Raw genomic sequence first — 24,326 nt, 5'->3', positions numbered from 1 at the left:
TGATCTATGGATACCCGACTGAGAAAACACCCTCTGGGCTATTGGGAAATTGCTAATAAGCCTGATCGTCTAGAACTACAGAAATACTACGCGGAAAAATATTACCAAGAAGGCCAAGGTAGTTATGAGCTAGCCTATGGCGACGACGAGTTGTGCTACTTTCAGGCGAAGCTTGAGCAGCGCTGGGCTGTACTTCAGCAGCATCTTTCGCAAAAAAAGGGGAAGAAAAGCTTACTGGATGTTGGATGCGGCGAGGGATATGCGTTAGCTTTTTTTCGCGCCCATGGTTGGGTGGTTAGGGGGCTGGACTTTAGTTCTGCTGGCGTTGAATCAAAAAATCCAGACTGTCAGGATGCCTTGTTGACGGGGGATATTTTTAATATGTTGACAGCTGAGATTGATGCTGGCCATACCTACGATGTCGTCTGGTTACAGAACGTGCTCGAACATGTTATTGATCCCATTGATCTTTTGAGATCGTTAAGAACACTTGTTTCTCCGGGAGGGTTGGCAGTTGTCACCGTGCCAAATGATTGTTCCATTACGCAGCTTGCTGCCTTGGAATGTCAGCATGTCGAGAATGCATTTTGGGTTGCGCCACCTGACCATTTGACTTACTTCGACCGAGATAGCTTGATGAACACGGCCGATCAAACTGGTTGGAAAAATATTGAGATGCTTTCAGATTTTCCTGTCGATTGGTTTCTATTTCATCCCGCATCGAACTATGTGCGAAACAAAGGGGCAGGTAAGGCCGCTCACATGGCTCGTGTGCAAATTGAGAATTTTATTCATAAGCAGCCGCTAGAGGATGTGGTTAGTTTCTGGTCTGCTGCAGCCAAGCTTGGACTGGGCAGGGATATCACGGTATTTTTGCGGCCAACAGGACTGGGTTAAATGGCTTCTGGAAAAAAAACAGTCCTTGTCACCGGAGCTACCGGTTTTGTTGGGAAAGCGTCCGTTGCTGCGCTGAAGGCTGCGGGGTGGCAGGTTACTCAAGGAGTAAGGTCGGCAAACTCTTTCGTAGGTGGTGAGTGCATTTCTCTTGACTTATCTGACCCCGCGGCGATTCTTGCGTTGGCAGAAAAATCGTGTTTTGAAGCGATTGTGCATTTAGGGGCGCATGTTGATTTATCCAATAGCACTGCAGCTGATGCTCAGATGTATGTCCCCAATGTGTTGTCTACAGGGTGCTTGGCCAAGCTTGCTAGAGATAGTGGCGCACGTCTGATTTTCGCATCTACAGCAATTGTGCACGGAGCAAGGACGGAATATATCGGCACAAATTCATCTGTTATTCCTGATACAGCTTACGCTAGCGGTAAATGGCTTGGCGAGCAGCTACTTGATGCCGCGCAAATAGATGCTTGTATTTTGCGCATTGCTGGCATATTTGGTGCTGGAGGCCCGTCGCATTTAGGTCTAAATCGTGCCATTGATGGCGCGATCAAGGGGCAGGCCCCGAGCCAAATTGGGTCGGGAGAAGTATTGAGAAACTATGTTTACGTCAAAGATGTTGCACAAGCTATTGTCCATGCCCTCCAGAACGAGCTTTCCGGAACCCATTTGCTTTCTGGGCATGATGTCATGCCTATTGGCATAGTGTTGCAAGAGGTCTGTAACATATTTCTTCCTGGGCAGAGTCCGCGACTTCAGCCTGGCATTGATGGCGTAAGCCAAATAATAGAGCCTTCGCCATTCCTGCCTAAGACTCGCGGTTACCGTGAAGCACTGATTGATATCAGGGAAACAGTTTCCTTATGAAATTAGCGCTGATGGGTGATATCCATGGCAATTATCTGGCGCTGCAGCAAGTTATCGCGGCGGCAACGAAGGCCGGTGTGGAAAAGCTGCTAATTACAGGGGATCTGGTCGGATATTATTTCGAACCGAAGCGGGTTCTCGAGCTGTTAAAGCCATGGGATAAGCATGTTGTGAGAGGTAATCACGAAGACATGCTTGTTGCGGCAATGAGCGATGTTGCAGTTCTCGATCGGGTTGATAGACGCTACGGAATGGGTTTGCGGGTTGCAATCGAGCAGCTTGGCGAGGTTTCTCTTGGGGAGTTGGCAACTCTTCCTGCTTCCCTTGAACTGCTGCTCGACGGGTGCAAGATTTTGCTCTGCCATGGTGCGCCATGGGACAATGATGCTTATGTCTATCCCGATGCAATGCCAACTGTCTTAGAGCGCTGTGCCGTGCCGGAATTCGATCTGGTCGTTCTGGGGCATACGCATTACCCGATGTTGCATCAGATTGGTCGAACGCAACTGGTTAACCCGGGGTCGGTGGGGCAGCCGCGAAATAGAGTGCCAGGAGCACACTGGGCGATTTTCGACACACTTGGTCGTGATGTGGAGTTCCGTACGGAGCCCTATGATCCTTCAGCTTTGGTCAGAGAGTGTGAGCTTCGTCATCCTGAATTGCCATATTTGTCAGAGGTTCTGTTGCGCAAATGAAAACTGTAGTACTGATCACAGGAATTGGCGGAGATATCGCCCAAGGGGTTGCCACGATTCTTCGCGAAAGCCGTCCCGATCTCTGGCTGCTTGGTGTAGATACCCACCATCAGCATGGCGGTCACCGATTTGTTGATTGCTTTGCTACGTTGCCTCCGGCGAGTGATTCTGGATATTTGGCCGCACTCAAAGCGATTGTTTTGCAGCACGCGGTGAACATGGTCATGCCAATGTCAGAGCCAGAGTTGGCTGCAATTCGCCCATTCGAAGAGTTGGTTCCAGGCGTTAAATGGATTACTGCAGGAAACCAGGTCGTGGCTGCAGGGCTCGACAAGCTTGAAACTGCGCATGCGATATCCCGGCTGGGGTTACCTGTTCCGTGGACCAAGCCGGTCAGTGACGGCGATGCTGTTTCATATCCGTGCATTCTAAAAAACCGTTTCGGATCAGGTTCCCGCGCGGTATTCGTGGTTGCCGACGAGGAAGAGGCGGCCTATCTGATTCCGCGTTACCCGAACGCTGTGTTTCAGGAGTTACTGGAGCCAGCTGAGCGTGAGGTGACTTGTGCGGTATATCGCACTCGGGATGGAAGGGTTTCCAGTCTGCTGATGTTGAGGCGTCTAACGGGGGGCTTCACGGGTTGGGCGAAGGTGATCAAGGACGATGAAACGGCGCTTATGTGCGAGCGGATTGCCGAGGGGCTCGATTTGCGTGGCAGCATGAATATTCAGTTGCGCCTTACTGAGCATGGGCCGAGAGTTTTTGAAATAAACCCTCGTTTTTCATCAACCGTCCTGATGCGCCATCGCCTGGGATTCTCTGATGTCTTGTGGGCAATTGATGAGGCAGAGGGTGGCTTGGTCAGTTTCCCCTCCATCAAGGAGAACCAAATCATGGTGAGAGTGCAAGGGGCGTTGGTTTTTGATGACAAGGATATGGGAGCGTTTGAATGATTGAGATAGACGGCAGAAAAATCGGTGCGGACTATCCGCCATTTGTGATTGCTGAGATGTCCGGTAACCACAACCAGTCATTGGAGCGAGCTCTCGAAATTGTCGAAGTTGCTGCCAAGACGGGGGCTCATGGGTTAAAAATCCAGACCTATACGCCGGAGACCATGACAATTGATCTGAATGAGCGTGAATTCAGTATCAGCGATCCGAATAGTTTGTGGGCAGGAACATCTCTCTATCAACTTTACGGAGAGGCCTACACGCCGTGGGATTGGCATAAGCCGATTTTCGATCGGGCGCGTGAGTTGGGCCTCGTTGCGTTCAGCACGCCCTTTGACGATACGGCGGTCGACTTCCTTGAGAGCTTGGACGTGCCATGCTACAAAATTGCTTCTTTCGAAAACACAGACCTGCCGTTGATTCGCCGAGTGGCTGCAACGGGGAAGCCTCTGATCATTTCGACCGGCATGGCTTCGGTGGCTGAGCTTGATGAAACGGTTCGTGCTGCGCGTGAAGCGGGGTGCAAGGATCTGATCCTCCTCAAGTGCACCAGTACTTATCCTGCAACAGCTGCGAACACGAATATCCGGACCATTCCCCATCTGCGGCAACTGTTTGGCTGCGAAGTGGGTCTGTCTGACCACACCATGGGTGTCGGTGTATCGGTTGCCAGCGTGGGGCTGGGTGCCACCGTGGTAGAGAAGCACTTCACCCTTTCTCGTGCTGATGGTGGTGTTGATAGCGCTTTTTCAATGGAGCCTGCCGAGATGGCGCAGTTGGTAAAGGAAACTGAACTGGCGTGGCAGGCTTTGGGCGAAGTGAGCTATGGTCCGACTGAGGCGGAGAAAAAATCTCTTCAGTACCGTCGGTCGCTATACGTAGTTCAAGATATGAAGGCTGGTGAGCGCCTGACCAGCGAGAATTTGCGCGCGATTCGGCCCGGCTTGGGCTTGGCAACTAAGTATGTGGAGGTCGCTCTGGGTAAGGCTGTAAACCAGAATGTAAAACGGGGTACCCCTTTGACTTGGGATTTGCTGGGATGAGTCCGGATGTTCTTTTGGGGTTTGAAGGCGGGTATCTACGGCCGTTGAAAACGGCTGATGTTCATCCTGCTTATGTTTCAGGGCTCAATGATCCCGATGTGAATCGCTATCTGGATGGCGTCAAACGGACGGTTCAAACCACGCAGTCAGTGATTGATTTCGTGGCCGCTGATGAAGTTTCTTCCGGTTCAGTGCTGTGGGGCATATGGCAGGACTCTGCCACGACTCATTGCGGGACCGTGCGTTTGCATGGGATAGAATATCACCATAAAACAGCACATATAGGTGTTTGTCTTTTCGATAAGACAGCGTGGCGGCAGAAGCTTGGGCAAAAGGCAATATCCGCGGTAACGAAGTGGGCAATCAATGAACTTGGATTGCGTTGGGTGGAGGCTGGCGCCTACGCGGAAAATGTGGCATCTCAAAAAGCCTTTTTGTCAGCCGGTTATTTATGGGTTTTTGATATTCCAGGAAAATATATTCTCAATGAGTTGCCAACCATCGTGAAGGTTTTTGCTGCAAGCGATGGCAGTCAATAATATGTACCGTTGAGGCATTCGCATTTTTTCCGCCTGACGGTAGTAGCTGATTACTAGAGGGATATGCCGGGTTGTTGAAAAATAGAATAAATATTTCCAAAAGCATGCCTGTCAATCTTACGGAAATATTTTTAAAATGATTTCAGTATAGAATCCGGTTGATTTTTAATTTTTTGGCTCATTTTTTAAAAAATTCACTTGACTGCGTTTCAAAATGTCTTGACAAGCATTATCGCTGTGCACAGGCGACGTTATTTGCGTGCCATGATGCGCGGCTATCGGATATTGAGGCAGTCGGGTCGCTTAAGCATCATTCATCAACTTAAGAATGAATTTACAACGCGCGACTTGGGCTTCGAGGCCGCATTTTTCTCAAATACACTCCTGTTTGGTGCGCACGAGTTGGCTGAACTCGTTTTGCGCCAATATCTGCTCTCCAAGTCGGCCGGAGTAAACCTGAACCGCGCATTATTGGTGTCTCTTGGGATGCCAAATGCCAGTATTGCATATGCCATGCCAAGGCAATGGCGCCTGCTTGTTGAGGAGTATGGCTTTCGTGTCAGCCATTCGCGGTGCGCCCTGCTCTGGTGGGTCTATGTCTGCGTGATGTTCGCGGGCGGCATCGTGCGCTCCCTGAGGATGGTGATCCTCTGGTTAACGGCAAAAAATGTCAGCCCGAATTCAGTTCGCCCGTATGCCTACTTTTCCGAACTGGTTTCGGCGAATTTGCCTAGCCAACGTGATGGGGCAAGTAGCCACGATATTGTGTCCTGGTATTTGCAATGGCAGGAACGGAATCCGCAAATTTCGTCTGTGCGGCATAGCGTTCGCGGTGCCCCTGATATGTTGAAATTCGGCTGTTCAATTACCTATCAGGGCAATGCCTTGCCGCCGTTGAGGGGGGTTGGGCAAATTTTCAGTTTCCTTAAGTGGTTAGTTGTTGCTGTTCTGATCGCCGGTGTCGATCTCCTGCGTGGCCGCTGGTGGCATGCCGTTTTGCTCAATCAGGCAGCAATCGCTGCGCAGGCTAGTTTGCTGCCTAAGGACCAACTTGCCGCTGAATATCTTTTTCACAACAGTAACTGGCTTTACCGGCCGCTCTGGACTTATGAGGTAGAGAAGAGGGGCGCGGCTGTACTTTTTTATTTCTATTCGACGAACACTGAGCCTTTCAAGCGCGGAGATGACTACCCGCTGCCATATTATGGATACGAAGCTATGCATTGGCCTCGATATCTGGTTTGGGATGAGTATCAGGCGGATTTTGTCCGCAGGGTTGCGGGTGCTTCTGCTCACATTGAGACCGTAGGGCCAATCTGGTTTCAAGGTAATACTGATGTAGTTGAGCGTCAGCCCGGTTTGTCGGTGGCGGTTTTCGACGTAACGCCCACACGTACCTCTTGGTATCGGATCCTGGGGCTTGAGGCAGAGTACTTTGTGCCGGAAACGGTGAATTTATTTCTTGAGCATGTCAGTTCTGCGGTCAAGCGTCATCAGGGGCGGGTGCTATGGAAGCGAAAGCGAAATATTGGTCGGACAGCTCACCCGAGCTATCGTCGCTTGGCCGACAGTCTTGCGAACGAACTGAGCATTCATTTGGTTGATGCAGATGTCTCTGCCATAAGGCTTATTCAAGCTTGCCGCGTTACCGTTTCTTTGCCGTTTACCTCAACTGCACTGGTCGCCAGGAGTCTTGGCAAGCCCTCCGTTTATTATGATCCAACAGGGACTGTGCAATCGGATGATCGCGCCGCTCACGGTATCCCGGTTTTGTCCGGACCAGAAGCACTCGAGGCGTGGCTGGTCAATTTTGTTGGCGACTATGACGAGGTCCGGATTTGAGCACCCTGCAATTCAGTGTTGAGGATTGGGCTAGAAGCGCTGCATCCGTGATTCAGGATGCGATCCAGGATATTTGCGCCGAGCAGGGTGTCTGCCGTGTCATGTTGACAGGCGGGAGAAGTGCCGAGCGGCTTTATGCGGCGTGGCGCGATGTGCCATCTTTTCAGGAACTGCGCTCGGTAAGCTTTTTCTTTGGTGATGAGCGTTGCGTGCCGCCCGACGATCCAGCCAGTAATTATGCTTTGGCGATGCGGACCTTGTTTGCTCGGGGTGTTCCAGAGGGGTGCTCGGTATTCCGTATCGAGGCTGAGGATGCGGATCGAGAAGGCCTATCTTTTCGCTATGAAAGTCTCTTGTCGAGTAAAATTGACGTTTTGCTGCTTAGCGTGGGCGAAGACGGACACATTGCCTCCTTGTTTTCAGGTAATGAGGCGCTTTTTGAGCGATCTCGCAAGGTTGTTCCGGTTACGGGTAGCAAAGAGCCGCGAGAGAGAATTACGGTCACGCCGGTCGTTATAGCGCAATCGTCGTCTATTTTTGTACTGGCGACTGGTGAGGAAAAGGCTGCTGTGTTCCGAAGGGTGCTTGCTGCCCCGCACGATTATGTTGCACTGCCGGCATGTCTCGTTAAAGACGCAATCTGGTTGCTCGATACCGCATTAAGTATGGATATATAGATTTGATTCACAGGGATTTCAGATGGCCAAAGTTCTGATCACGACTGTTCCATTCGGGGATAAAAATGATCTACCGATCCGGCAGCTTGAAGCGGCAGGAATCGAGTACCTGATCAACCCGCTGGGCCGCAAGCTCAAGGAACATGAGCTCGCCGAAATGGTGGGCGATTTCGAGGTCCTGATTGCCGGGACAGAGGTGATTTCAGAGAAAGTGATGGCCAATGCCCCCCGACTGAAAATGATTTCCCGTGTCGGCATCGGGCTGGATAGCGTTGATTTGCTGGCGGCTGAGCGACGCGGAATTTCAGTCAGCTACACACCTGACGCGCCAGCGCCGGCCGTTGCCGAACTGACTATCGGCTTGATGTTCTCGTTGATGCGTTCCATCCATGTTGCCAGTGCTCAGATGCATCGTGGCGTTTGGCATCGCTATTTCGGTCGGCGCATTCCCGATTTGACGATTGGCGTCGTTGGGGCTGGCCGTATTGGCGGGCGGGTTTTGCAGCATCTGGCCTCGCTGGGGGCTGGGCGACTGCTGGTCAGCGACATCAATCCAGAGGCTTGTCAATTGCCTCCTTCTTTACCTGTCGAGTGGGTGGATAAAGATGTTGTTTTTCGAGAGGCAGATATTGTCAGCCTCCACGTTCCGTTGACTGCACAGACAAAAAATATGGTGCGTCGCGAACATCTTCTCCAGATGAAGCCTGATGCAATGATCATCAACACGGCTCGCGGTGGCATCATCAATGAAGATGACCTCGCTGATGTGCTGGAGTCCGGTCATCTTTCCGGTGCTGCAGTCGATGTGTTTTGCGAGGAACCCTATAAGGGGCGGCTGGCTTCAATCGAGCGATGTGTACTGACGTCGCACATGGGCTCGATGTCCATTGATTGCCGTACGCGTATGGAAATCGAGGCAACGGAAGAGGCAATACGTTTTTTGACCGGTACGCCGTTGATGGGGCTGGTGCCCGAGGCCGAGTACACGGTGCAAAGAGAAGGATTCTGAGATGGCAAGGGTATGTGTAATCGGAGGTTCCGGATTTCTCGGCAGCCATGTTGCAGATGCGCTTAGCGACGCGGGTCATCAGGTTTCCGTTTACGACCGCAGAGCCTCTCCATGGCTGCGCAGCGATCAGGAAATGGTGATCGGTGACCTGCTGGATGCGGAGCGTTTGTCGTTTGCCATTTCCGGTTGTGAGTATGTCTATAATTTTGCGGCGCTGGCGGACCTGAACGAGGCACTGGACAAACCGCTGGAAACGGTGCGCATCAACGTGCTGGGCAATGCCAATGTGCTTGAGGCTTGTCGCCTTAACGGTGTCAAACGTTTTTTCTATGCCAGCACGGTGTACGTTTACAGCCGGCAAGGTAGTTTCTACCGTTGCAGCAAGCAGTCTGCAGAGCACTATGTCGAGGAGTATCAGGCTTCATACGGGCTGGATTACACCGTTTTGCGCTACGGCTCGCTTTATGGGCCGAGGTCGGATCACCAGAACGGATTGTGGCGGATCGTCAATGAAGCGCTCAAGACCGGCAAGATTCGTTATGCAGGTAGTGCCGAAGCGATGCGGGAGTACATCCATGTCGAAGATGCGGCGCGAGCGAGCGTGGCTGCTCTGGGCGAGGAATTCAGGAATCAGCACGTCGTCCTTACCGGGCAGGAGCCGATGAGAGTGATGGATTTGCTGAAAATGCTGGGAGAAATACTCGGCATTCCCCAAGCCGTGGAATTCGAAGAAACTCCCTATGCTGGCCACTATGTCCGAACTCCCTATGCCTATCAACCCAAGCTGGGCAGGAAATACGTGCCACCGATGCATGTCGATCTGGGCCAGGGTTTGCTGCAGTTGATCGGGGAAATACAAAACATCCATACCGACGAAGGAATCAAAGCGTGAAAGCCCATTTGAAAGCAGCTCTGAAAGGGGCGATCCAATTCTCACTCGATACTGGCGGCAAGACCCGGCTTGGCAAGTATCTCTTCAAGCAGATACTGAGCGCATCGATGGAGCAAGTGCGCGAGGTCACGCATAAAGGCAGTTCATTCAAATTCGCCACCCCCAATGTCCTTTGTGAGTGGCGCGCCCAGACTTTTTCTACCAAAGAGCCGGAAACGCTGGAGTGGATCGATGGCATTCCGGAAGGGGCTATTCTTTGGGATGTCGGGGCCAATATTGGCTTGTACGCAACGTACGCAGCCAAGCAGCGCAATTGCCGGGTATGGGCTTTCGAGCCGTCGGTTTTCAATCTCGAATTGCTGGCGCGGAACATTTATCTGAACGATCTGGTGAGCAAGGTTTGCATCGTGCCGTTTGCGCTGAGCACCGAAATTGGCTCGAATCAACTCCGGATGACAACCACGGAGTGGGGTGGAGCATTGTCGACCTTTGGAGAGGATTACGGATGGGATGGCGAGGCGATCAGAAAGGTTTTCGAGTTTCAGACCATGGGTTTGCCAATGGATTCGGTCCGTGACCTGCTGAACATTCCTCAACCAGACTATATCAAGATGGACGTCGATGGTATCGAGCACTTGATTCTGTCCGGAGGCGCGTCGGTATTGAAGGGAGTCAAGGAGGTTCTGATCGAGGTTAACGATGATTTTCTTGAGCAGGCTGAAGGGTGCGAAAAGCTGCTGAAAGCCGCTGGATTAAGCCTTAAGCACAAGCTCCATTCCGAAATGATCGATAGTTCGACGACGGGCTTCCAGAATACTTATAACCAGATTTGGGTGAGAGCCTGATTTTGGGCGAGAGATTATCCGGGTTCCGCCTGATATTCTGGGATTTTGATGGCGTTATCAAGGAATCCGTTGCTATCAAAACGGAAGCCTTTGTGCAGTTGTTTTTCCCGTTCGGTGCGGAGGTTGCGGAGCGTGTTTGCTTACACCACGAAGCGAATGGTGGAATGTCCCGCTTTGAGAAAATGCCTGTTTATCTGGCGTGGGCTGGCTTGCCGGTGACGGAGCAACTGGTTGAAGACTACATTCACCGTTTCTCGCGTGCCGTATTGAGTCGCGTTGTTGCGGCTCCGTGGGTTCCTGGCGTTGAGCACATTCTGCGTAGCAATCCGTATCAGCAGGAATTTGTTTTGGTTACTGCCACTCCGCAGGGCGAGATAGAAGAGATTCTGGCTGCGATCAGATTGCGCCCATGTTTTTCCGATGTTTTTGGCGCGCCAACTCGCAAGGGAGATGCCATTCAGCAGGTGCTTCGTCGTCGGGATGTTTTGTCGTCTGATTCTCTGATGATCGGCGATGCCACTGCTGACATGAATGCTGCGCTTGAAAATGATGTGCCGTTTCTGTTGCGCCGACATCACGATAATCGTGGTGTCTTCAGTAACTACAACGGTGCTTTTGTCGAGGATTTTGTCGGACTATGAACCGAAGAGAAAAAATCAAAGCCATTCGCCGTGCCTTGAGCGATGGAATAGCAAGCATCGGAAGCTGGATTCAGATTCCTCACCCCTCCATTGCCGAAATACTGGGGCAGTCAGGTTATGACTGGGTGGCTGTTGATATGGAACATGGTTCCATTAGCCCTCATCAATTACCTGACTTGTTCCGTGCCCTTGAACTGGGCGGTACTTTGCCGCTGGTTCGTCTGGCACAAGGGGAGCCCAAAGACTGCAAGCAGGCACTGGATGCAGGGGCTGGAGGTGTGATCGTTCCAATGGTGGAATCGGCTGTGCAACTGAATCGAGCGCGAGATGCCTGTTGCTGGCCTCCGGCAGGCAAGCGGGGCGTCGGCTTTTCGCGCGCAAATTTGTTTGGCATGCATTTCGACAGCTATGCCGAGGAGGCTCAGGCTCCTTTGCTGATTGCAATGATTGAGCATGTCCACGCGGTAGACCAACTGGAAGAAATTCTGGCAGTCGACGGCTTGGATGCGATTTTGATCGGCCCGTATGATCTTTCTGCCTCCATGGGAATGACCGGGAAATTTGATACGCCTGAATTTGTTGCGGTGATGGATCGAATTCGCAGTGTCTGTGCAACGTTCAGCAAGCCATGTGGCGTTCACGTCGTGCAGCCTGATCAAGAGCAACTCCGGCAGAGAATGGCAGAGGGCTACAGGTTCCTGGCCTACTCGATTGATTCTGTCTTCTTGCGTGCGTCGGCGACCAATCCCCAATTGCCATGCTGATGAGACTTCGTGCCAGGTTCAAGCTGTGGCTCTTTCGAGTGAGGCGGTTTTCCTCGAAGTATCGGCAAGGGCGCCATACTTCTGCAGATCTTTCAAAAATCATCATCACCAAGACGGCTTCGGGCGAAATTTCACTTGGCGACTATGTGATTTGTGCGGGTGAGCTTTATAGTTTTTTCAATAAAGGCGTCATATCCATCGGCGATTGCAGTTATGTCGGGCAGGGGACGCGGATATGGTCACTTTCACGTGTTGATATTGGTAACCGGGTTCTGATATCCCACGACTGCTTCATTTGCGATAACTTGACTCATCCGGTTGATGCTAGGGTGCGACATCAGCAGTATATGGCCAAGCACGGTTATCCTTTTCCTGCAGCGATTGAACTCGAGGAGTGCCCGATCACCATTGGTGATGACGCATGGATCGCCGCCGGGGTGACGATCTTGCGCGGCGTGACCATCGGTCAGGGAAGTATCATTGCAGCCGGCTCTGTGGTGACCAAAAATATTCCCGCTGGGGTGATTGCGGCGGGTAATCCGGCAATCATGGTAAAACAGCTCGAAACCGGGCATTTCGGAGGAGATGTAGTCAATGGCATTGCCTAATCAGTGTCCGCTTTGTTTGGCTGGACATGATGCCCAGTCCGTAGTTACACGCCATGTATACGGCGATGAATCGGCCTCTCGTGCTTTTTTTCACTGCGAAGCTTGCGATGTTCGATATCAGTTTCCTGGCCTGACGCCAGAGGAAGAGGCTCGCTTTTATGCGGCTGAATTTGAAGGCTTCATGTCGAGCCGATCTGGTGATGCGGGTGGCTGGCTGAAGACTGAGCAGCACCTTGTTGCCAATGAATCGACCCGCTTGCGGAGAATGAAATATCTCGCACCTTTTCTGGTGGGGGCTTCTGATGTTCTTGAAGTCGGTTGCTCGTCGGGATTCATGCTTTATCCCCTGGCTGAAGCGGGGCATCGCTGCACCGGGATTGAGCCTTCCGGAGTATTCAGCGAGTTTGTAAGAGGGCGCGGTTTGCCGGTCTATCAGTCGCTTGGGCAGTTGCAGCAAGAAGTGCCACAGGCGCAGTTTGACCTGATACTTCATTTTTTCGTGCTTGAACATATTGCAGACCCTTTGGCGTTCTTGAAGGATCAACTCAAGATGCTTCGACCGGGCGGGCGGATCATATTTGAAATCCCGAACGCAGCAGACCCCCTGTATTCGGTTTATGACATTCCCGAGTTCGAGCGCTTTTATTGGTCGATTGCCCATCCGTGGTATTTCAGTGAGGCCTCGCTACGTTTCCTTCTGGATCAACTGGGCGGTTCCTGCGAGATACTTCGCGATCAGCGGTATGACCTGTCGAATCATATGGTCTGGGCGAGGAATGGGCGACCCGGTGGAATGGGCCGGTTTACAGAGCTGCTCGGCGAGGATGTCGAGGAGTCGTATAAGCAGTCGCTGATCCGTAGCGGCAAATGCGATACCTTGGTTGGTATTATCAGCAAGGAATAGGTGTACCGGGATGGATAGAGTTCTGATTACAGGGGTAGGCGGCTTCATCGGGTCTCATGTCGCATCCCGTTTCTTGCAAGAGGGCTATGCCGTAGTTGGGGTGGACGATTTTTCGAATGGGCGCATTGAAAATGTGCCATCGGGAATTGACCTGATTGAAGGGGATCTGGCTCTGCGCTCGACGATTGCAAAGATTCCCGGAGATTGCCGAAAAATTCTTCACCTAGCGGGGCAGTCTTCGGGAGAAATCAGCTTTGATGATCCGGTGGCTGATCTTGAGAAAAATACGGTATCGACCCTGAATCTGATCCGTTATGGCATCGAGAATTCCGTCGAACGACTCGTTTATGCGAGTTCGATGTCCGTTTATGGCGCGGTTGATGATGCGCCGATCGGTGAGTCACGCTTTTGCAGGCCATTGTCGTGTTATGGCGTCGGAAAGTACGCCTCAGAAGAATACTTGCGCGTCTATCAGGGCAAACTGCCTTCCGTCATTCTGCGGATGTTCAATGTATACGGACCGGGCCAGGATTTGACGAATTTACGTCAGGGGATGGTAAGCATTTTTCTGGCGCAGGCATTGGTGACGGGAAAGATAGAGGTCAAAGGGAGTCTTGATCGTTTCCGCGACATTATTTACATCGATGATGTCGTCGAGACTTGGTTTCGCGCCGCGAGTTTGCCCGATGCAAAGGGGACGACCATCAACGTCGGGACAGGACTCAAGACAACGGTGGGCAGTCTCCTTGAGCGTATATGCAGCCATGTGCCGGGCGCATCTTTCTACGTTCAGGGCGGTACCCCGGGCGATCAAAGCGGAATCTATGCGGACATCTCGGCGCTGAAGAATGTGCTGGGAATCGATTCGTTTACAATGCTGGATGAGGGTTTGGCCAAGTTTGTCGAATGGGCAAGATCCGTCGAATTCGATAACCATGAATAACTTGTACCTTGGATGAAGATATGAAAATTCTTGCCTTGATTCCTGCACGCATGGGGAGCAGTCGCTTCCCAGGAAAGCCGATGGCGCCGATTCTCGGAAAGCCGATGATTGGACACGTTTTTGAGCGTGTCGCCCAATCACCACTCCTCACACATACTGCAGTGGCAACCTGTGATCAGGAAATTTTCGATTATGTCGAATCGATCGGTGGCATGGCGGTCATGACGAGCGACGAATATGAACGTGCATCTGACCGATGCGCGGAAGCGCTGCTCAAACTCGAGAGCAAGTACCAAATTAAATATGACATCGTGGTTATGGTGCAGGGCGACGAGCCCATGACGCATCCGGACATGATTGCCGAAGCGGTACAACCGTTGATTGATCATCCGGAAGTCATGGTCGTCAACCTGCTGGGAAAGATCAAGGATACAGCTGAGTTCGAGGACAGAAACTGCATCAAAGTGGTTTGCGATCTCAATCTGAACGCAATGTATTTCTCTCGGGAGCCCATTCCGACTCGTTGCAAGGCGGATAGCGTTCCTATGGGCAAACAGGTCTGTGTCATTCCATTTCGTCGGGATTTTCTGCTCGAATACACCCGGCTCGCACCGACCCCGCTGGAGATCGCCGAGTCAGTCGACATGATGCGTGTTCTCGAGCATGGAATGCGCGTTCGCATGGCCTCCACCATTCATGACACGCAGGCTGTTGATACACCGGAAGACCTCAAGAAGGTCGAGCGTTTGATGCAAGGGGTGTAATGCCGGGTAACAAATGCTTGGCCGAGGGGGCTACAGCAGGTGCTGTTCTGGTCTGGGACGGGGATGGCACTCCGAACCTTGCGTTTGAGCGTACCGTGCTTTGGCGTGGATTCGGGGAAAAAACTGAAGGCCACGAAAGATGTATTTCGATTCCCGTGCTGGTGGAAAAAACGGCTGACGCGCTGCGAAGTCAGTATCTTGCCTGGATCTTTGCGCTTGGCGAGGCTGAAATCCAGGGAAAGAGGGCTGTTGAACATTTGTTGATTCGGCAGCAACTCAGTTTCTGGTGGCTGGGATCTCCGGCACAGAAATTCAATATCTCGGCTAAATCACTTGTTCCAGATGCGATCAAGCTACTTGCCCTTGAGAAATTGCTCTTGGTGGATGGGGCAGACTCGATATTGTTGATTTCCGATAATGCCCCGCTTGCGGATTGTTTCGGTGCTTACGCCAAGACGTTGAAAATCGATTTCGAGTGGCGTCGCCTCAGTCATTCTCAGGATTATCCGCTTCGCCAAAAATCGATTTACCTTCGCTTGCCACCCGTGGTGCGCGCCTTCTTCTCCCTTGCACGTTTCTGTATTACCAGGCTTCCTGCTGCCTTGAGGCATACGCACCGGAGCAGTAGCGAATTAGCAGATGTGTCGTTTTTTGATGTGTTGGTGCATCTGGAAAAGAGCGCCTTTGAAACGGGCAGATTTGTTTCGAATTACTGGAGTAGTCTCGTTGAGAAACTCTCCGATAGTGGCGTTCGCACCAATTGGTTTCATATCTTCCATCCCCAGCCGGCAATTCCGACAATGGCGGAGGCTGCCAGCTTGGTGGAGCGCTTTGAGCGCAACGCTGACGGTTGGGAGTTTCATGGCGTCGTCGATATCCTGCCACCTGTTTCCACTCTTTTTCGGGCGGTGCGTGATTTCATGCTGCTTCAGCGCGCGGTAAGAAGGATTGATGGATTTCAGAGCAGCGTAGTCCTGAGCGGGTCGGCGCTGAATCTTTGGCCTCTTCTTGCAGATGAGTGGCGAGAGTCACTGACGGGGCCGGCTGCGCTGATGGAGTGTCTTCGTATCGGACTCTTCGAGCGGGTGCTATCTCGCGTTCCCCGTCAGCGCATGGGCATCTACATTTGTGAAAATCAGCCTTGGGAAATGGCGCTCATTCACGCCTGGCGTAGCAACGGGCATGGTCAGTTGATTGCTGTTCCTCACTCGACGATTCGTTACTGGGATCTGAGATATTTTTATGACCCACGCAGTTATGACGAAAGGGGCGCTCAGTGTCTCCCAATGCCGGATCTCTACGCGCTAAATGGCCCGGTGGCGAAAGCCACCGCTTTGTCAGGTGGCTATCCAGTCGAGAGAATCGTTGAGGTCGAAGCGTTGCGTTATCTTCATTTGGCAGCGTACGTGGATGCGGAGAGTGGAACGACAGAGACCCTGCGTGTTCTCGTTTGCGGTGATTTCGATTCTTCAACCAATGACCTGATATTCAAATGGCTTGCCGGGACGGTGAAAGCCCTTGAAGGCAAAACGCGTTACATATTCAAGCCGCATCCAGCTTTTCCTTACAGAATTGATTCAGACTTCCTGGCTGGTGTTGAGCTGCTTGTCGATGAGCGACCGTTGTCAAGGCTTTTACAGCGTTGTGATGTTGTCGTCACCAGCGCGATAACGTCAGCGGCGGTTGATGCATATTGCGCCGGTAAGAATGTAGTCCAGATACTCGACGGGGGGCGGTTGAATGCAAATGCGCTTCGTGGCGTAGCGGGCGTCTCTCAGGTAAGGACGATTGATGAATTCGCCGACGCTCTACGACAAATATCTGCTCGGCAAATAACTGTCCCATTGCCGTATTTTTTGCTGGATCCTTCGTTGCCAGCTTGGCAAAACGTGATTTTGCCTGGCAAAAGGCAAAATGAAGTTTCATTGGCGACATAATCAAGGCTGCCTTCTTGCAGTAAGTCCCGGAAGTGCTGGCAAGCTCTTTGAAAGATGGAAGAATAAATCGTATGCCCTTGACGTTAAGACCTGACGTGCTGCCTGTATCTGTGGTGATTGCCACACTTGGTGGGCGAGACCTTGAGGCGACCTTGGTTCGCCTAAGGTCGGGGTCGCGGGTGCCTGAGGAAATCATGCTTTGTATTCCTCAAGGCGTCGTGCCCGAGGCTCGATTCCAGGAAGACGATTGCCTTCACGTGCTGTGGACCTCGTGTCGAGGCCAAGTTGCCCAGCGTGCCCTGGGACTCGCTCAGGTGCGAAATCCTTTTGTATTACAGATGGATGATGATGTGATGCTGTCACCGACTGCGCTCGAACAATTGTTCGATGTATGCAGTGACGCAACGCAGCCCATGGCGGTTGCACCGTTGTTCAAACTCTGTGAAACGGGCCAGTACTTGACCCGCTATCGCAGCAATCTGAAAGGCTTTTTGCAAAGCTTGTCAGCGACCGTGATCGGTGCTGCGCCCTGGGGCGCCAGGCGAATGGGGCGGATCGATCGTTCCGGGATACCTTATGCCGTTGATCCCGACTACTGCAATGCTCCTCTGGTAGAGACGGAATGGTTGCCGGGAGGCTGCGTCCTTTGTAGTCGGGAAGACCTCGTCTGTGAAAACTACTATCCCTTCCCCGGTAAAGCCTACAGCGAGGATGTCATTCACTCTGTGCTCTGGCGCCAGCGTGGTGTTCGCCTCTGGGTTGCGCCGCATATCGAGTGCTGCACCCATATCGTACCAATGCCAGCGACTTCGAGCGGCATTCTGGCCGACTATCGGGCAAGGGCACATGTCATCTCGCTGAATGGTGGCAGTTTGTTACGCTGCAGGATCTGGTTCGCTCTGTTTGTCGTGAGGCAGCGTCTGGCGGGATTGTTGGGACGGCGAGCATGATGTCGTTATCTACATCGCCTGTACTCCCTGTTTCTGTCGTCATTCCAGTACGTAACGAGTCATCAAGCCTGGGGGAGTTGCTCGGGTGCCTGAGTGCTTTGTCGCCCAGGCCAGCAGAAGTCATTTTTGTCGATACTGGTTCATCTGATGGCAGTGTCGGCAGCATCGAATCCTGGATGGGACTGGCCAAACAGGATGATATCCAGTTTCAGTTATGCCATCGCCCAGATGCATATCCTGGCGCTGCCAGAAATGTGGGTGTCAAAGCGGCAACACAGGAATGGATTGCATTTCTGGATGCAGGCATTTCACCCAACGCTGACTGGCTCGGCAAACTTTGGGCGAGGCAGCAACGGTCGCATGCCCAGGCCGTGTACGGCAGTTGCAATTTTGGTTCAGAACATCCGTTCGGCAGGATGATTTGTGCTGTTTCCTACGGACAAGGGCGGGCTACGCCGGTATTGCCAGCTTCATTGTTTCACAGGGATGTTTTTGAAAAATCTGGTTTTTTTGAAGAGCATCTGCGCTCCGGTGAAGATATTTTATGGAATCAAAGTATCTCAAACGCGGGCATCGCGACTGCATACTGCCCGGAAGCCTTGGTCAAATACCGGCACTTTCCGGAAACACTGGGGCAAGCGCTTAAAAAGTGGTTTGTCTACGAACAAAGCGCCGCTGTCGCTGGCGTGGGAAGTGCCCGGAAAAACTTCATGCTCCTCGCGATTGCACTGATTTATGCGCTATCCGCTTTGGGCGTTCCAGGTGCGTTGCCAGCGATGCTGGCTTATTTTGTCGTGCGGGGAGGCATCGAGCCATACCGGCGTAGCACTGATCGACCTTGGTGGCGCTTTTGGTGGCAGCCAATTCTCATGATCCCGGTTGCGGCCATGCTTGATGTTGCGACGTTGGCAGGTCGTATCACAGCCTCGCTTGGGTTAAGTAAATTCAGATTGATATCTGAGCGATGAATATCAATGTCTCCGATTGCTGATCCCGGGGTGAGTTCAATGACACGTCAGCGAATTCTGATAGTCGTCGCCGTGCCAATGACGGTAAAGGCATTTCTGATGACCTATATCAGGAAATTATCAGAGTTTTACAATGTGACCGTCGCCTGCTCGGATGATATGCCTGCTTTTCAGCAGAGTTTGCCTGTTGGTGTGCATTTTGTTCCTCTTGAAATTGCTCGGCAGGTCAGTCCGTGGCGTGATTTATTGGCGGTTTTCAGGCTTGCGCGCCTTATTCGTGCCGGGGGGTTTTCGCTTGTTCACTCTGTGACCCCAAAGGCAGGGTTGCTGACGCAGTTAGCTGCTTTCTGGTGTGGCGTGCGTGTGCGTATCCATACCTTTACCGGACAAGTTTGGGTTACACGCCGTGGCCCGTTCCGTTGGCTGCTGAAAACGCTAGATCGTCTTATCGCTGCATGTGCTACCCGCCTGCTTGCTGACAGTGCCTCGCAACGTGATTTCCTGATTACGCAAGGCATTGTTTCGGAGTGCAAGATCGATGTGCTTGGGCATGGCTCGATTTCCGGTGTGGATGCGGCTCGTTTTCGGCCGAATCCGGAAGTTCGAAAAGCAATCAGGGAGGCTCTCGGGTATGGCGATGATATGGTGCTGGCACTCTATGTCGGGCGCCTTAATCGCGACAAGGGAGTGCTCGACCTGGTTGCCGCATTTACTGGCGTTGCAGAGCGCTTGCCGCAACTGGCTTTGTTGCTGGTCGGTCCGGATGAGGAGAATTTGGCGCCGGAGATTGCTCGTCTGGCGTTGAACCATCCACGCTTGCATCTTTTGGGGGCGACTCCGCGACCCGAAGATTTCATGGCTGCAGCGGATTTTTTTTGTCTTCCAAGCTACCGCGAAGGTTTTGGTTCGGTTGTGATAGAGGCGGCTGCCTGCGGTATTCCAGCGATGGTCTCGGCTATTTACGGCCTGACCGATGCGGTAGCAGATGGTGAAAGTGGCGTGCTTCATCCGCCGGCTGACGTTTCTTCGATTGCTGCTTGCCTTGAGCGACTGACCGTTGATCGTGATTGGTGTGTTCGCTTGGGAGGGCAGGCTCGTCGGCGGGCACAACAGCAATTCTCGGCGGAGATCGTTGTTCTGGATCAGATGAACTTCGTGAATCAACTACTCGGGCAGGAGAGATCGTGAGCCTTGGCGTCAGCAGCAAGCGTATTTTTGACTTTTCGGTGGCTGCCTTAATGTTGCTGGCAAGCATGCCTTTGATGCTTATCGGTGCATTGATTGTCCGTTTGACGATGGGGAGCCCGGTTTTGTTCCGGCAGGAGCGCCCAGGATACAAGGGGAAGCCATTCATTCTGTATAAATTTCGGACGATGCGCGACGCCTGTGACGCACAGGGTAGCCTCTTGCCGGATGCTGAACGCATGACACACTGGGGGCAGTGGTTGAGGCGGCTCAGTATTGATGAGTTGCCGCAGTTGCTCAATGTGCTCAAGGGCGATATGAGTTTGGTCGGCCCCCGCCCCTTGTTGATGGCGTATCTGCCGCTTTATTCAGATGAACAAGCGCGTCGCCACGATGTGCTTCCCGGGATCACTGGCTGGGCGCAGGTCAATGGCCGGAATGCTATTTCCTGGTCCGAGCGTTTCCAGTTGGATGTCTGGTATGTTGATCATCAATCATTCTGGCTGGACCTGAAGATTTTGCTGCTGACAGTGAAAAAGGTCTTTGCCAGTCGTGATGTGAATGCTGCCGGGCATGTGACAATGCCGGCTTTTACTGGAAATACGGAAAACAGCCTGTGAAAGATCTGGTTATCCTTGGTGCCGGAGGGCACGCGCGAGAGATTCATCAGTGCATTCTGGCGATCAATCATCTTTCACCAACCTGGAATTTTCTGGGGTTTCTTGACGATTACGCTCTTCAGACGGAAGTTGCCGGATGTCCGATACTCGGGCCGTCGAACTGGTTGCAAGGGCGGGATTGTAGCGTCGTTGTGGCTGTTGGCTCGCCGGCATTGAGGCGTAGTCTGGTTGCCGGCATTCAGGCCGGAGCCCTGGTCAAGTTTGCTACGCTGATTCACCCCTCGGCCCAGATCGGCAGTTCTGTTTCGATTGGTCCGGGCTGCATGATTTCAGCTGGCGCTGTGTTGACTGCCGATGTTGTTCTTGGGCAGCACGTGATCGTCAATACCGGTTCGGTTGTATCGCACGACAGTCGGGTCGGCGATTTTTGTACCATTGCGCCGATGAGTTGCTTGTGCGGTGGGGTCAGTATGGCTGAGGGGGCTGAACTAGGCGCAGGTGTCACGATTACGCCCGGCATTGCACTGGGTGAGTGGTCCGTGGTTGGCGCAGGGACGACGGTGATTCACAATGTTTCGCCGAACGAGATCGTGGTGGGGGCACCTAACCGGGTAATTAAAAAACAAGATGCCGGCTGGCATGAAAAGGGATAGGCAGTTGGAAGTCAGAGAACGAATTCGCAAGGCTGTGGCAGCTCCTTGGCCTTACTTCGATGAAGAACAGGTTTCCGCCGTGTCAGCCGTACTGCGTTCCGGTAAGGTGAATTACTGGACTGGCGAAGAGGCTCGAGCTTTCGAGCGGGAATATGCCGTTTATCTTGGCCGCAAGCATGCGATCGCAGTGGCCAATGGAACCTTGGCGCTTGAGTTGGCGCTTGAGGCTTTCGGTATTGGTCAAGGTGCCGAAGTGATCGTGCCTGCCCGGACTTATGTCGCGTCGGCCAGTTGCGCGGTGATGCGCGGTGCGGTTCCCGTTGTTGCCGATGTCGATCGAGATTCCCAGGTCCTGACCGTTGAAACTATTGCAGCGGTGATGACACCGCGAACACGCGCCATCATTGTGGTTCACCTGGCTGGCTGGCCGTGTCAGATGGATGCCATCATGGCTTATGCGCAAACCCGCGAACTTGTTGTTATTGAGGATTGTGCCCAAGCCCATGGTGCGTTCTACCAAGGTCGCCCGGTCGGGTCGTTCGGACATGCCGCCGGATTCTCGTTCTGCCAGGACAAAATCATCACGACAGGAGGCGAAGGCGGTTTGCTGACCCTTGATGATGATGATGCCTGGGCGCGGGCGTGGGCCTATAAAGACATCGGCCGTAGCCATGACGCGGTCTATAACCGGCAGCATTCGCTAGGATTTCGCTGGTTGACCGAATCATTCGGGACAAACTGGCGAATGACTGAAATGCAGGCTGTTCTGGGTCGCATACAACTGGCGCGTTTGCCTGCCTGGCAGACCCAGCGCAAAGCCAATGCCGAGAGTCTTGCGTCGGCTTTTGCACGCCTCCCCGGTTTGAGAGTTCAGCTTCCTCAGGCGGATATTGAGCACGCATGGTACAAATTCTATGCTTTCGTCGTTCCGGATGCGCTCGCCTCTGGTTGGAATCGGGACAGGGTGATGGTCGAGATCGAAGCCAGAGGGGTGCCGTGCTCGGTTGGTTCGTGTAGCGAGATATATCGCGAGAAAGCATTTGTCGATCGAGGCTGGGGGCCGGATGAGGCTTTGCCGGTTGCCAGAGAGCTTGGTGAGACGAGTTTGTGCTTTCTCGTTCACCCGACTTTGGATCATTTGGCAATGGCCGCGGTGGTGGAAGTGGTTTCGGAAGTGATGGAATTTGCTACTGCTCAGCGTGCCAACTGAGCCCTTCGCGTAAAATACGCGTTTCATGAATTGCTGCTGAGTCGATAACTTGCCTTCTGTCCATCTTTCCGGTCTGACTCGACGTCTGGTTGCATGTGCACACGATGTGGCTGCCTTGGTGCTGTGCTGGTATGCTGCTTACTGGATCCGCTTCAACCTGGATGTGCCGCCGGATTATTTGCGAAGTGCATTGCATTCCCTGCCGCTGTTGTTGGTCTTGCATATTCCCGTCTACTGGCTGATGGGGTTGTACCGCGGTATCTGGCGTTACGCTAGTGTGATGGATCTGAGGCGAATCATCATGGCAGTTGGCATGGCGGCAGTCTTTGTGGCTGCAGCGGTCCAGATGCTTGGTGTGGCGGCTATTCCTCGTTCGGTCTTGTTGCTTCATCCCATTTTGCTGATTGTGGTCATGGGCGGAAGTCGTTTCATCTACCGTGCCTGGAAAGATCGCATGCTCTATGGTCACTTGGCGCTTGGCGGCGAGCCTGTTCTGGTCCTGGGAGCGGGGGATGCTGCCGAACGCTTGCTGCGTGAATTGGCTCATTCGCATGACTGGCGCGTGGTTGGATTGCTGGATAATGCTCCCCGGCGAGTTGGCACCGAGTTGCGTGGCGTCCGGATTCTTGGGCCTTTGGACGATCTGGCGGTATGGGCCGAGAAGCTTGAGGTGCGTCGGGCGATTGTTGCCATGCCGGAGGCTAGTGCAAAAGACCGCCGTCTTGCCATGGAGTTGGCCGTCCAATCCGGTCTGAAGGTGCTAACGGTGCCGAGTATGAACGACATGCTGGCCGGCAATGTCGCTGTTTCGCAGATGCGCCAGGTGCAACTCGAAGACTTGCTTGGTCGTGAGCCGGTTCAACTTGATGCCGAGGGCTTGCGCGGCTTGCTCGGTGAGCGCGTGGTTCTTGTGACCGGTGCCGGCGGGTCGATCGGCTCTGAACTGGCGCGCCAGATTGCCTCTTTTCAGCCCAGCCTGCTGGTCTTGTTCGAGCTGTCCGAATTTGCCCTGTACCAGATTGAGCAAGAGTTTGCTGCGACTTTCCCGCGACTGTCGATTGCCTGTGTCGTCGGTGATGTCAAGGATGCCGCCCGTCTTGATGGTGTTTTTGCCACTTACAAGCCGGCGGTGGTTTTTCATGCAGCAGCGTACAAGCATGTCCCCCTGATGGAGAGTGGCAATGCCTGGGAGGCGGTGCGCAACAATGTTGGTGGTTCGCGTTGTTTGGCTGAGGCGTCAATCCGTTACGGTGTTGAGAAGTTCGTGCTGATCTCGACTGATAAAGCAGTCAATCCAACCAATGTCATGGGTGCGACCAAGCGCCTGGCCGAGCGCGTTTTGGCTGGTTACGGGCCGGGGTGTGGAACGCGTTTCATCACGGTTCGTTTTGGTAATGTGCTGGGCAGCAATGGTTCGGTCATCCCGAAGTTCCGTGAGCAAATTGCCAAGGGCGGGCCGGTGACGGTGACGCATCCGGATATTATTCGCTACTTCATGCTGATTCCGGAGGCGGCTCAGCTTGTATTGCAGGCCGGTTTGATGGGGCAGGGTGGGGAGATTTTTGTTCTTGAAATGGGCGAGCCGATCCGGATTGCTGATCTTGCCAAGGACATGATTCGTCTGAGCGGATTTTCGGATGACGAAATAAAAATTGTCTTTACCGGCTTGCGCCCCGGGGAGAAGTTGTACGAGGAGTTGCTGACTGATAACGAGCAAACCTTGGCCACGCCGCATCCCAAATTGCGCGTTGGGCAGGCTGAGGTTTGTCCCGGCTCTGCTTGGCAGGCCGAGGTTCTCGACTGGGTGGTCGGGAGTCCGCCATCGGATGTGCAGCTTCTGAAAACTCGCCTGCAGTATTTTGTGCCGGAATATCTCCCGCAAATGTAATGAATCAAGGCCTGCGCCGCATTCAGGTGCCG

25 protein-coding genes are annotated in these 24,326 nt (G+C 53.0%); all 25 read left to right on the top strand.

Annotated elements, in window-relative coordinates; genetic code table 11:
• Window positions 1-6 precede the first annotated feature (6 nt).
• The gene (locus KI614_RS10335; RefSeq protein WP_226405438.1) at window positions 7-897 is read left to right on the top strand and encodes a class I SAM-dependent methyltransferase; all 891 of its coding nucleotides are present in this window, start codon (window positions 7-9) and stop codon (window positions 895-897) included.
• The gene (locus KI614_RS10330; protein WP_226405435.1) at window positions 898-1,764 is read left to right on the top strand and encodes an NAD-dependent epimerase/dehydratase family protein; all 867 of its coding nucleotides are present in this window, start codon (window positions 898-900) and stop codon (window positions 1,762-1,764) included.
• The gene (locus KI614_RS10325) at window positions 1,761-2,459 is read left to right on the top strand and encodes a metallophosphoesterase family protein (RefSeq protein WP_226405433.1); all 699 of its coding nucleotides are present in this window, start codon (window positions 1,761-1,763) and stop codon (window positions 2,457-2,459) included. Before KI614_RS10330 ends, KI614_RS10325 begins: the two co-directional genes overlap by 4 nt.
• Complete coding sequence (locus tag KI614_RS10320) at window positions 2,456-3,412, top strand: ATP-grasp domain-containing protein (protein WP_226405431.1); 957 nt, start codon at window positions 2,456-2,458, stop codon at window positions 3,410-3,412. The genes KI614_RS10325 and KI614_RS10320 overlap by 4 nt, the downstream gene beginning before the upstream one ends.
• Window positions 3,409-4,455: a pseudaminic acid synthase gene (pseI, locus tag KI614_RS10315; RefSeq protein ID WP_226405429.1), complete on the top strand. Its 1,047-nt coding sequence runs from the start codon at window positions 3,409-3,411 to the stop codon at window positions 4,453-4,455. Before KI614_RS10320 ends, pseI begins: the two co-directional genes overlap by 4 nt.
• A complete protein-coding gene (locus tag KI614_RS10310; RefSeq protein ID WP_226405426.1) occupies window positions 4,452-4,994 on the top strand; it encodes a GNAT family N-acetyltransferase in 543 nt (180 codons plus the stop codon). The genes pseI and KI614_RS10310 overlap by 4 nt, the downstream gene beginning before the upstream one ends.
• 264 nt (window positions 4,995-5,258) lie before the next feature.
• Window positions 5,259-6,836: a polysaccharide biosynthesis PFTS motif protein gene (locus tag KI614_RS10305; RefSeq protein WP_226409303.1), complete on the top strand. Its 1,578-nt coding sequence runs from the start codon at window positions 5,259-5,261 to the stop codon at window positions 6,834-6,836.
• Complete coding sequence (locus KI614_RS10300; protein WP_226405424.1) at window positions 6,833-7,513, top strand: 6-phosphogluconolactonase; 681 nt, start codon at window positions 6,833-6,835, stop codon at window positions 7,511-7,513. The genes KI614_RS10305 and KI614_RS10300 overlap by 4 nt, the downstream gene beginning before the upstream one ends.
• 22 nt (window positions 7,514-7,535) lie before the next feature.
• Window positions 7,536-8,522 (top strand): phosphoglycerate dehydrogenase, encoded by a 987-nt coding sequence (locus tag KI614_RS10295; protein WP_226405422.1) that lies wholly within the window; start codon window positions 7,536-7,538, stop codon window positions 8,520-8,522.
• 1 nt (window position 8,523) lies between these two features.
• Window positions 8,524-9,414 (top strand): NAD-dependent epimerase/dehydratase family protein, encoded by an 891-nt coding sequence (locus KI614_RS10290; RefSeq protein ID WP_226405419.1) that lies wholly within the window; start codon window positions 8,524-8,526, stop codon window positions 9,412-9,414.
• A complete protein-coding gene (locus KI614_RS10285; RefSeq protein WP_226405417.1) occupies window positions 9,411-10,259 on the top strand; it encodes an FkbM family methyltransferase in 849 nt (282 codons plus the stop codon). Before KI614_RS10290 ends, KI614_RS10285 begins: the two co-directional genes overlap by 4 nt.
• A complete protein-coding gene (locus KI614_RS10280; protein ID WP_226405415.1) occupies window positions 10,244-10,900 on the top strand; it encodes an HAD family hydrolase in 657 nt (218 codons plus the stop codon). The genes KI614_RS10285 and KI614_RS10280 overlap by 16 nt, the downstream gene beginning before the upstream one ends.
• The gene (locus KI614_RS10275) at window positions 10,897-11,664 is read left to right on the top strand and encodes an HpcH/HpaI aldolase family protein (RefSeq protein WP_226405402.1); all 768 of its coding nucleotides are present in this window, start codon (window positions 10,897-10,899) and stop codon (window positions 11,662-11,664) included. The genes KI614_RS10280 and KI614_RS10275 overlap by 4 nt, the downstream gene beginning before the upstream one ends.
• Window positions 11,664-12,272: an acyltransferase gene (locus KI614_RS10270; protein WP_226405400.1), complete on the top strand. Its 609-nt coding sequence runs from the start codon at window positions 11,664-11,666 to the stop codon at window positions 12,270-12,272. The genes KI614_RS10275 and KI614_RS10270 overlap by 1 nt, the downstream gene beginning before the upstream one ends.
• Window positions 12,259-13,176 carry a class I SAM-dependent methyltransferase gene (locus KI614_RS10265; protein ID WP_226405398.1) on the top strand — a complete coding sequence of 306 codons (918 nt, stop codon included), beginning with the start codon at window positions 12,259-12,261 and terminating at the stop codon, window positions 13,174-13,176. The genes KI614_RS10270 and KI614_RS10265 overlap by 14 nt, the downstream gene beginning before the upstream one ends.
• Window positions 13,177-13,186: 10 nt before the next feature.
• Complete coding sequence (locus tag KI614_RS10260) at window positions 13,187-14,119, top strand: NAD-dependent epimerase/dehydratase family protein (protein WP_226405396.1); 933 nt, start codon at window positions 13,187-13,189, stop codon at window positions 14,117-14,119.
• A gap of 20 nt (window positions 14,120-14,139) precedes the next feature.
• Window positions 14,140-14,883, top strand: a complete 744-nt coding sequence (locus tag KI614_RS10255) for a 3-deoxy-manno-octulosonate cytidylyltransferase (RefSeq protein WP_226405394.1) — start codon at window positions 14,140-14,142, stop codon at window positions 14,881-14,883.
• Window positions 14,883-16,820, top strand: coding sequence for a TIGR04326 family surface carbohydrate biosynthesis protein (locus tag KI614_RS10250; protein ID WP_226405392.1), 1,938 nt, complete (start codon window positions 14,883-14,885; stop codon window positions 16,818-16,820). The genes KI614_RS10255 and KI614_RS10250 overlap by 1 nt, the downstream gene beginning before the upstream one ends.
• A 179-nt stretch (window positions 16,821-16,999) precedes the next feature.
• Window positions 17,000-17,770, top strand: coding sequence for a hypothetical protein (locus KI614_RS10245; protein WP_226405390.1), 771 nt, complete (start codon window positions 17,000-17,002; stop codon window positions 17,768-17,770).
• Window positions 17,767-18,738 carry a glycosyltransferase gene (locus KI614_RS10240; RefSeq protein ID WP_226405388.1) on the top strand — a complete coding sequence of 324 codons (972 nt, stop codon included), beginning with the start codon at window positions 17,767-17,769 and terminating at the stop codon, window positions 18,736-18,738. The genes KI614_RS10245 and KI614_RS10240 overlap by 4 nt, the downstream gene beginning before the upstream one ends.
• Window positions 18,739-18,744: 6 nt before the next feature.
• Entirely contained in the window at window positions 18,745-19,926 is a 1,182-nt protein-coding gene (locus KI614_RS10235) for a glycosyltransferase family 4 protein (RefSeq protein ID WP_226405386.1), read from the top strand.
• Complete coding sequence (locus tag KI614_RS10230; protein WP_226405384.1) at window positions 19,923-20,543, top strand: sugar transferase; 621 nt, start codon at window positions 19,923-19,925, stop codon at window positions 20,541-20,543. Before KI614_RS10235 ends, KI614_RS10230 begins: the two co-directional genes overlap by 4 nt.
• Entirely contained in the window at window positions 20,540-21,196 is a 657-nt protein-coding gene (locus tag KI614_RS10225; protein WP_226405382.1) for an acetyltransferase, read from the top strand. Before KI614_RS10230 ends, KI614_RS10225 begins: the two co-directional genes overlap by 4 nt.
• Window positions 21,183-22,406 carry a DegT/DnrJ/EryC1/StrS family aminotransferase gene (locus KI614_RS10220; protein ID WP_226405380.1) on the top strand — a complete coding sequence of 408 codons (1,224 nt, stop codon included), beginning with the start codon at window positions 21,183-21,185 and terminating at the stop codon, window positions 22,404-22,406. Before KI614_RS10225 ends, KI614_RS10220 begins: the two co-directional genes overlap by 14 nt.
• A 49-nt stretch (window positions 22,407-22,455) precedes the next feature.
• The gene (locus tag KI614_RS10215; RefSeq protein ID WP_226405378.1) at window positions 22,456-24,294 is read left to right on the top strand and encodes a polysaccharide biosynthesis protein; all 1,839 of its coding nucleotides are present in this window, start codon (window positions 22,456-22,458) and stop codon (window positions 24,292-24,294) included.
• Window positions 24,295-24,326: the final 32 nt, after the last annotated feature.

Source organism: Dechloromonas denitrificans, assembly GCF_020510665.1.
Lineage (GTDB): Bacteria > Pseudomonadota > Gammaproteobacteria > Burkholderiales > Rhodocyclaceae > Azonexus > Azonexus denitrificans_B.
The sequence above is the reverse complement of the archived record's forward strand: the minus strand, read 5'-3'. Positions and strand labels throughout refer to the sequence as shown.

Bases quoted from the DNA above. Each gene is read 5' to 3' on its own strand.
- KI614_RS10335 (WP_226405438.1), top strand. From the start codon at position 7: ATGGATACCCGACTGAGAAAACACCCTCTGGGCTATTGGGAAATTGCT.
- KI614_RS10330 (WP_226405435.1), top strand. From the start codon at position 898: ATGGCTTCTGGAAAAAAAACAGTCCTTGTCACCGGAGCTACCGGTTTT.
- KI614_RS10325 (WP_226405433.1), top strand. From the start codon at position 1,761: ATGAAATTAGCGCTGATGGGTGATATCCATGGCAATTATCTGGCGCTG.
- KI614_RS10320 (WP_226405431.1), top strand. From the start codon at position 2,456: ATGAAAACTGTAGTACTGATCACAGGAATTGGCGGAGATATCGCCCAA.
- pseI (WP_226405429.1), top strand. From the start codon at position 3,409: ATGATTGAGATAGACGGCAGAAAAATCGGTGCGGACTATCCGCCATTT.
- KI614_RS10310 (WP_226405426.1), top strand. From the start codon at position 4,452: ATGAGTCCGGATGTTCTTTTGGGGTTTGAAGGCGGGTATCTACGGCCG.
- KI614_RS10305 (WP_226409303.1), top strand. From the start codon at position 5,259: ATGATGCGCGGCTATCGGATATTGAGGCAGTCGGGTCGCTTAAGCATC.
- KI614_RS10295 (WP_226405422.1), top strand. From the start codon at position 7,536: ATGGCCAAAGTTCTGATCACGACTGTTCCATTCGGGGATAAAAATGAT.
- KI614_RS10290 (WP_226405419.1), top strand. From the start codon at position 8,524: ATGGCAAGGGTATGTGTAATCGGAGGTTCCGGATTTCTCGGCAGCCAT.
- KI614_RS10275 (WP_226405402.1), top strand. From the start codon at position 10,897: ATGAACCGAAGAGAAAAAATCAAAGCCATTCGCCGTGCCTTGAGCGAT.
- KI614_RS10270 (WP_226405400.1), top strand. From the start codon at position 11,664: ATGAGACTTCGTGCCAGGTTCAAGCTGTGGCTCTTTCGAGTGAGGCGG.
- KI614_RS10265 (WP_226405398.1), top strand. From the start codon at position 12,259: ATGGCATTGCCTAATCAGTGTCCGCTTTGTTTGGCTGGACATGATGCC.
- KI614_RS10260 (WP_226405396.1), top strand. From the start codon at position 13,187: ATGGATAGAGTTCTGATTACAGGGGTAGGCGGCTTCATCGGGTCTCAT.
- KI614_RS10255 (WP_226405394.1), top strand. From the start codon at position 14,140: ATGAAAATTCTTGCCTTGATTCCTGCACGCATGGGGAGCAGTCGCTTC.
- KI614_RS10250 (WP_226405392.1), top strand. From the start codon at position 14,883: ATGCCGGGTAACAAATGCTTGGCCGAGGGGGCTACAGCAGGTGCTGTT.
- KI614_RS10240 (WP_226405388.1), top strand. From the start codon at position 17,767: ATGATGTCGTTATCTACATCGCCTGTACTCCCTGTTTCTGTCGTCATT.
- KI614_RS10235 (WP_226405386.1), top strand. From the start codon at position 18,745: ATGTCTCCGATTGCTGATCCCGGGGTGAGTTCAATGACACGTCAGCGA.
- KI614_RS10220 (WP_226405380.1), top strand. From the start codon at position 21,183: ATGAAAAGGGATAGGCAGTTGGAAGTCAGAGAACGAATTCGCAAGGCT.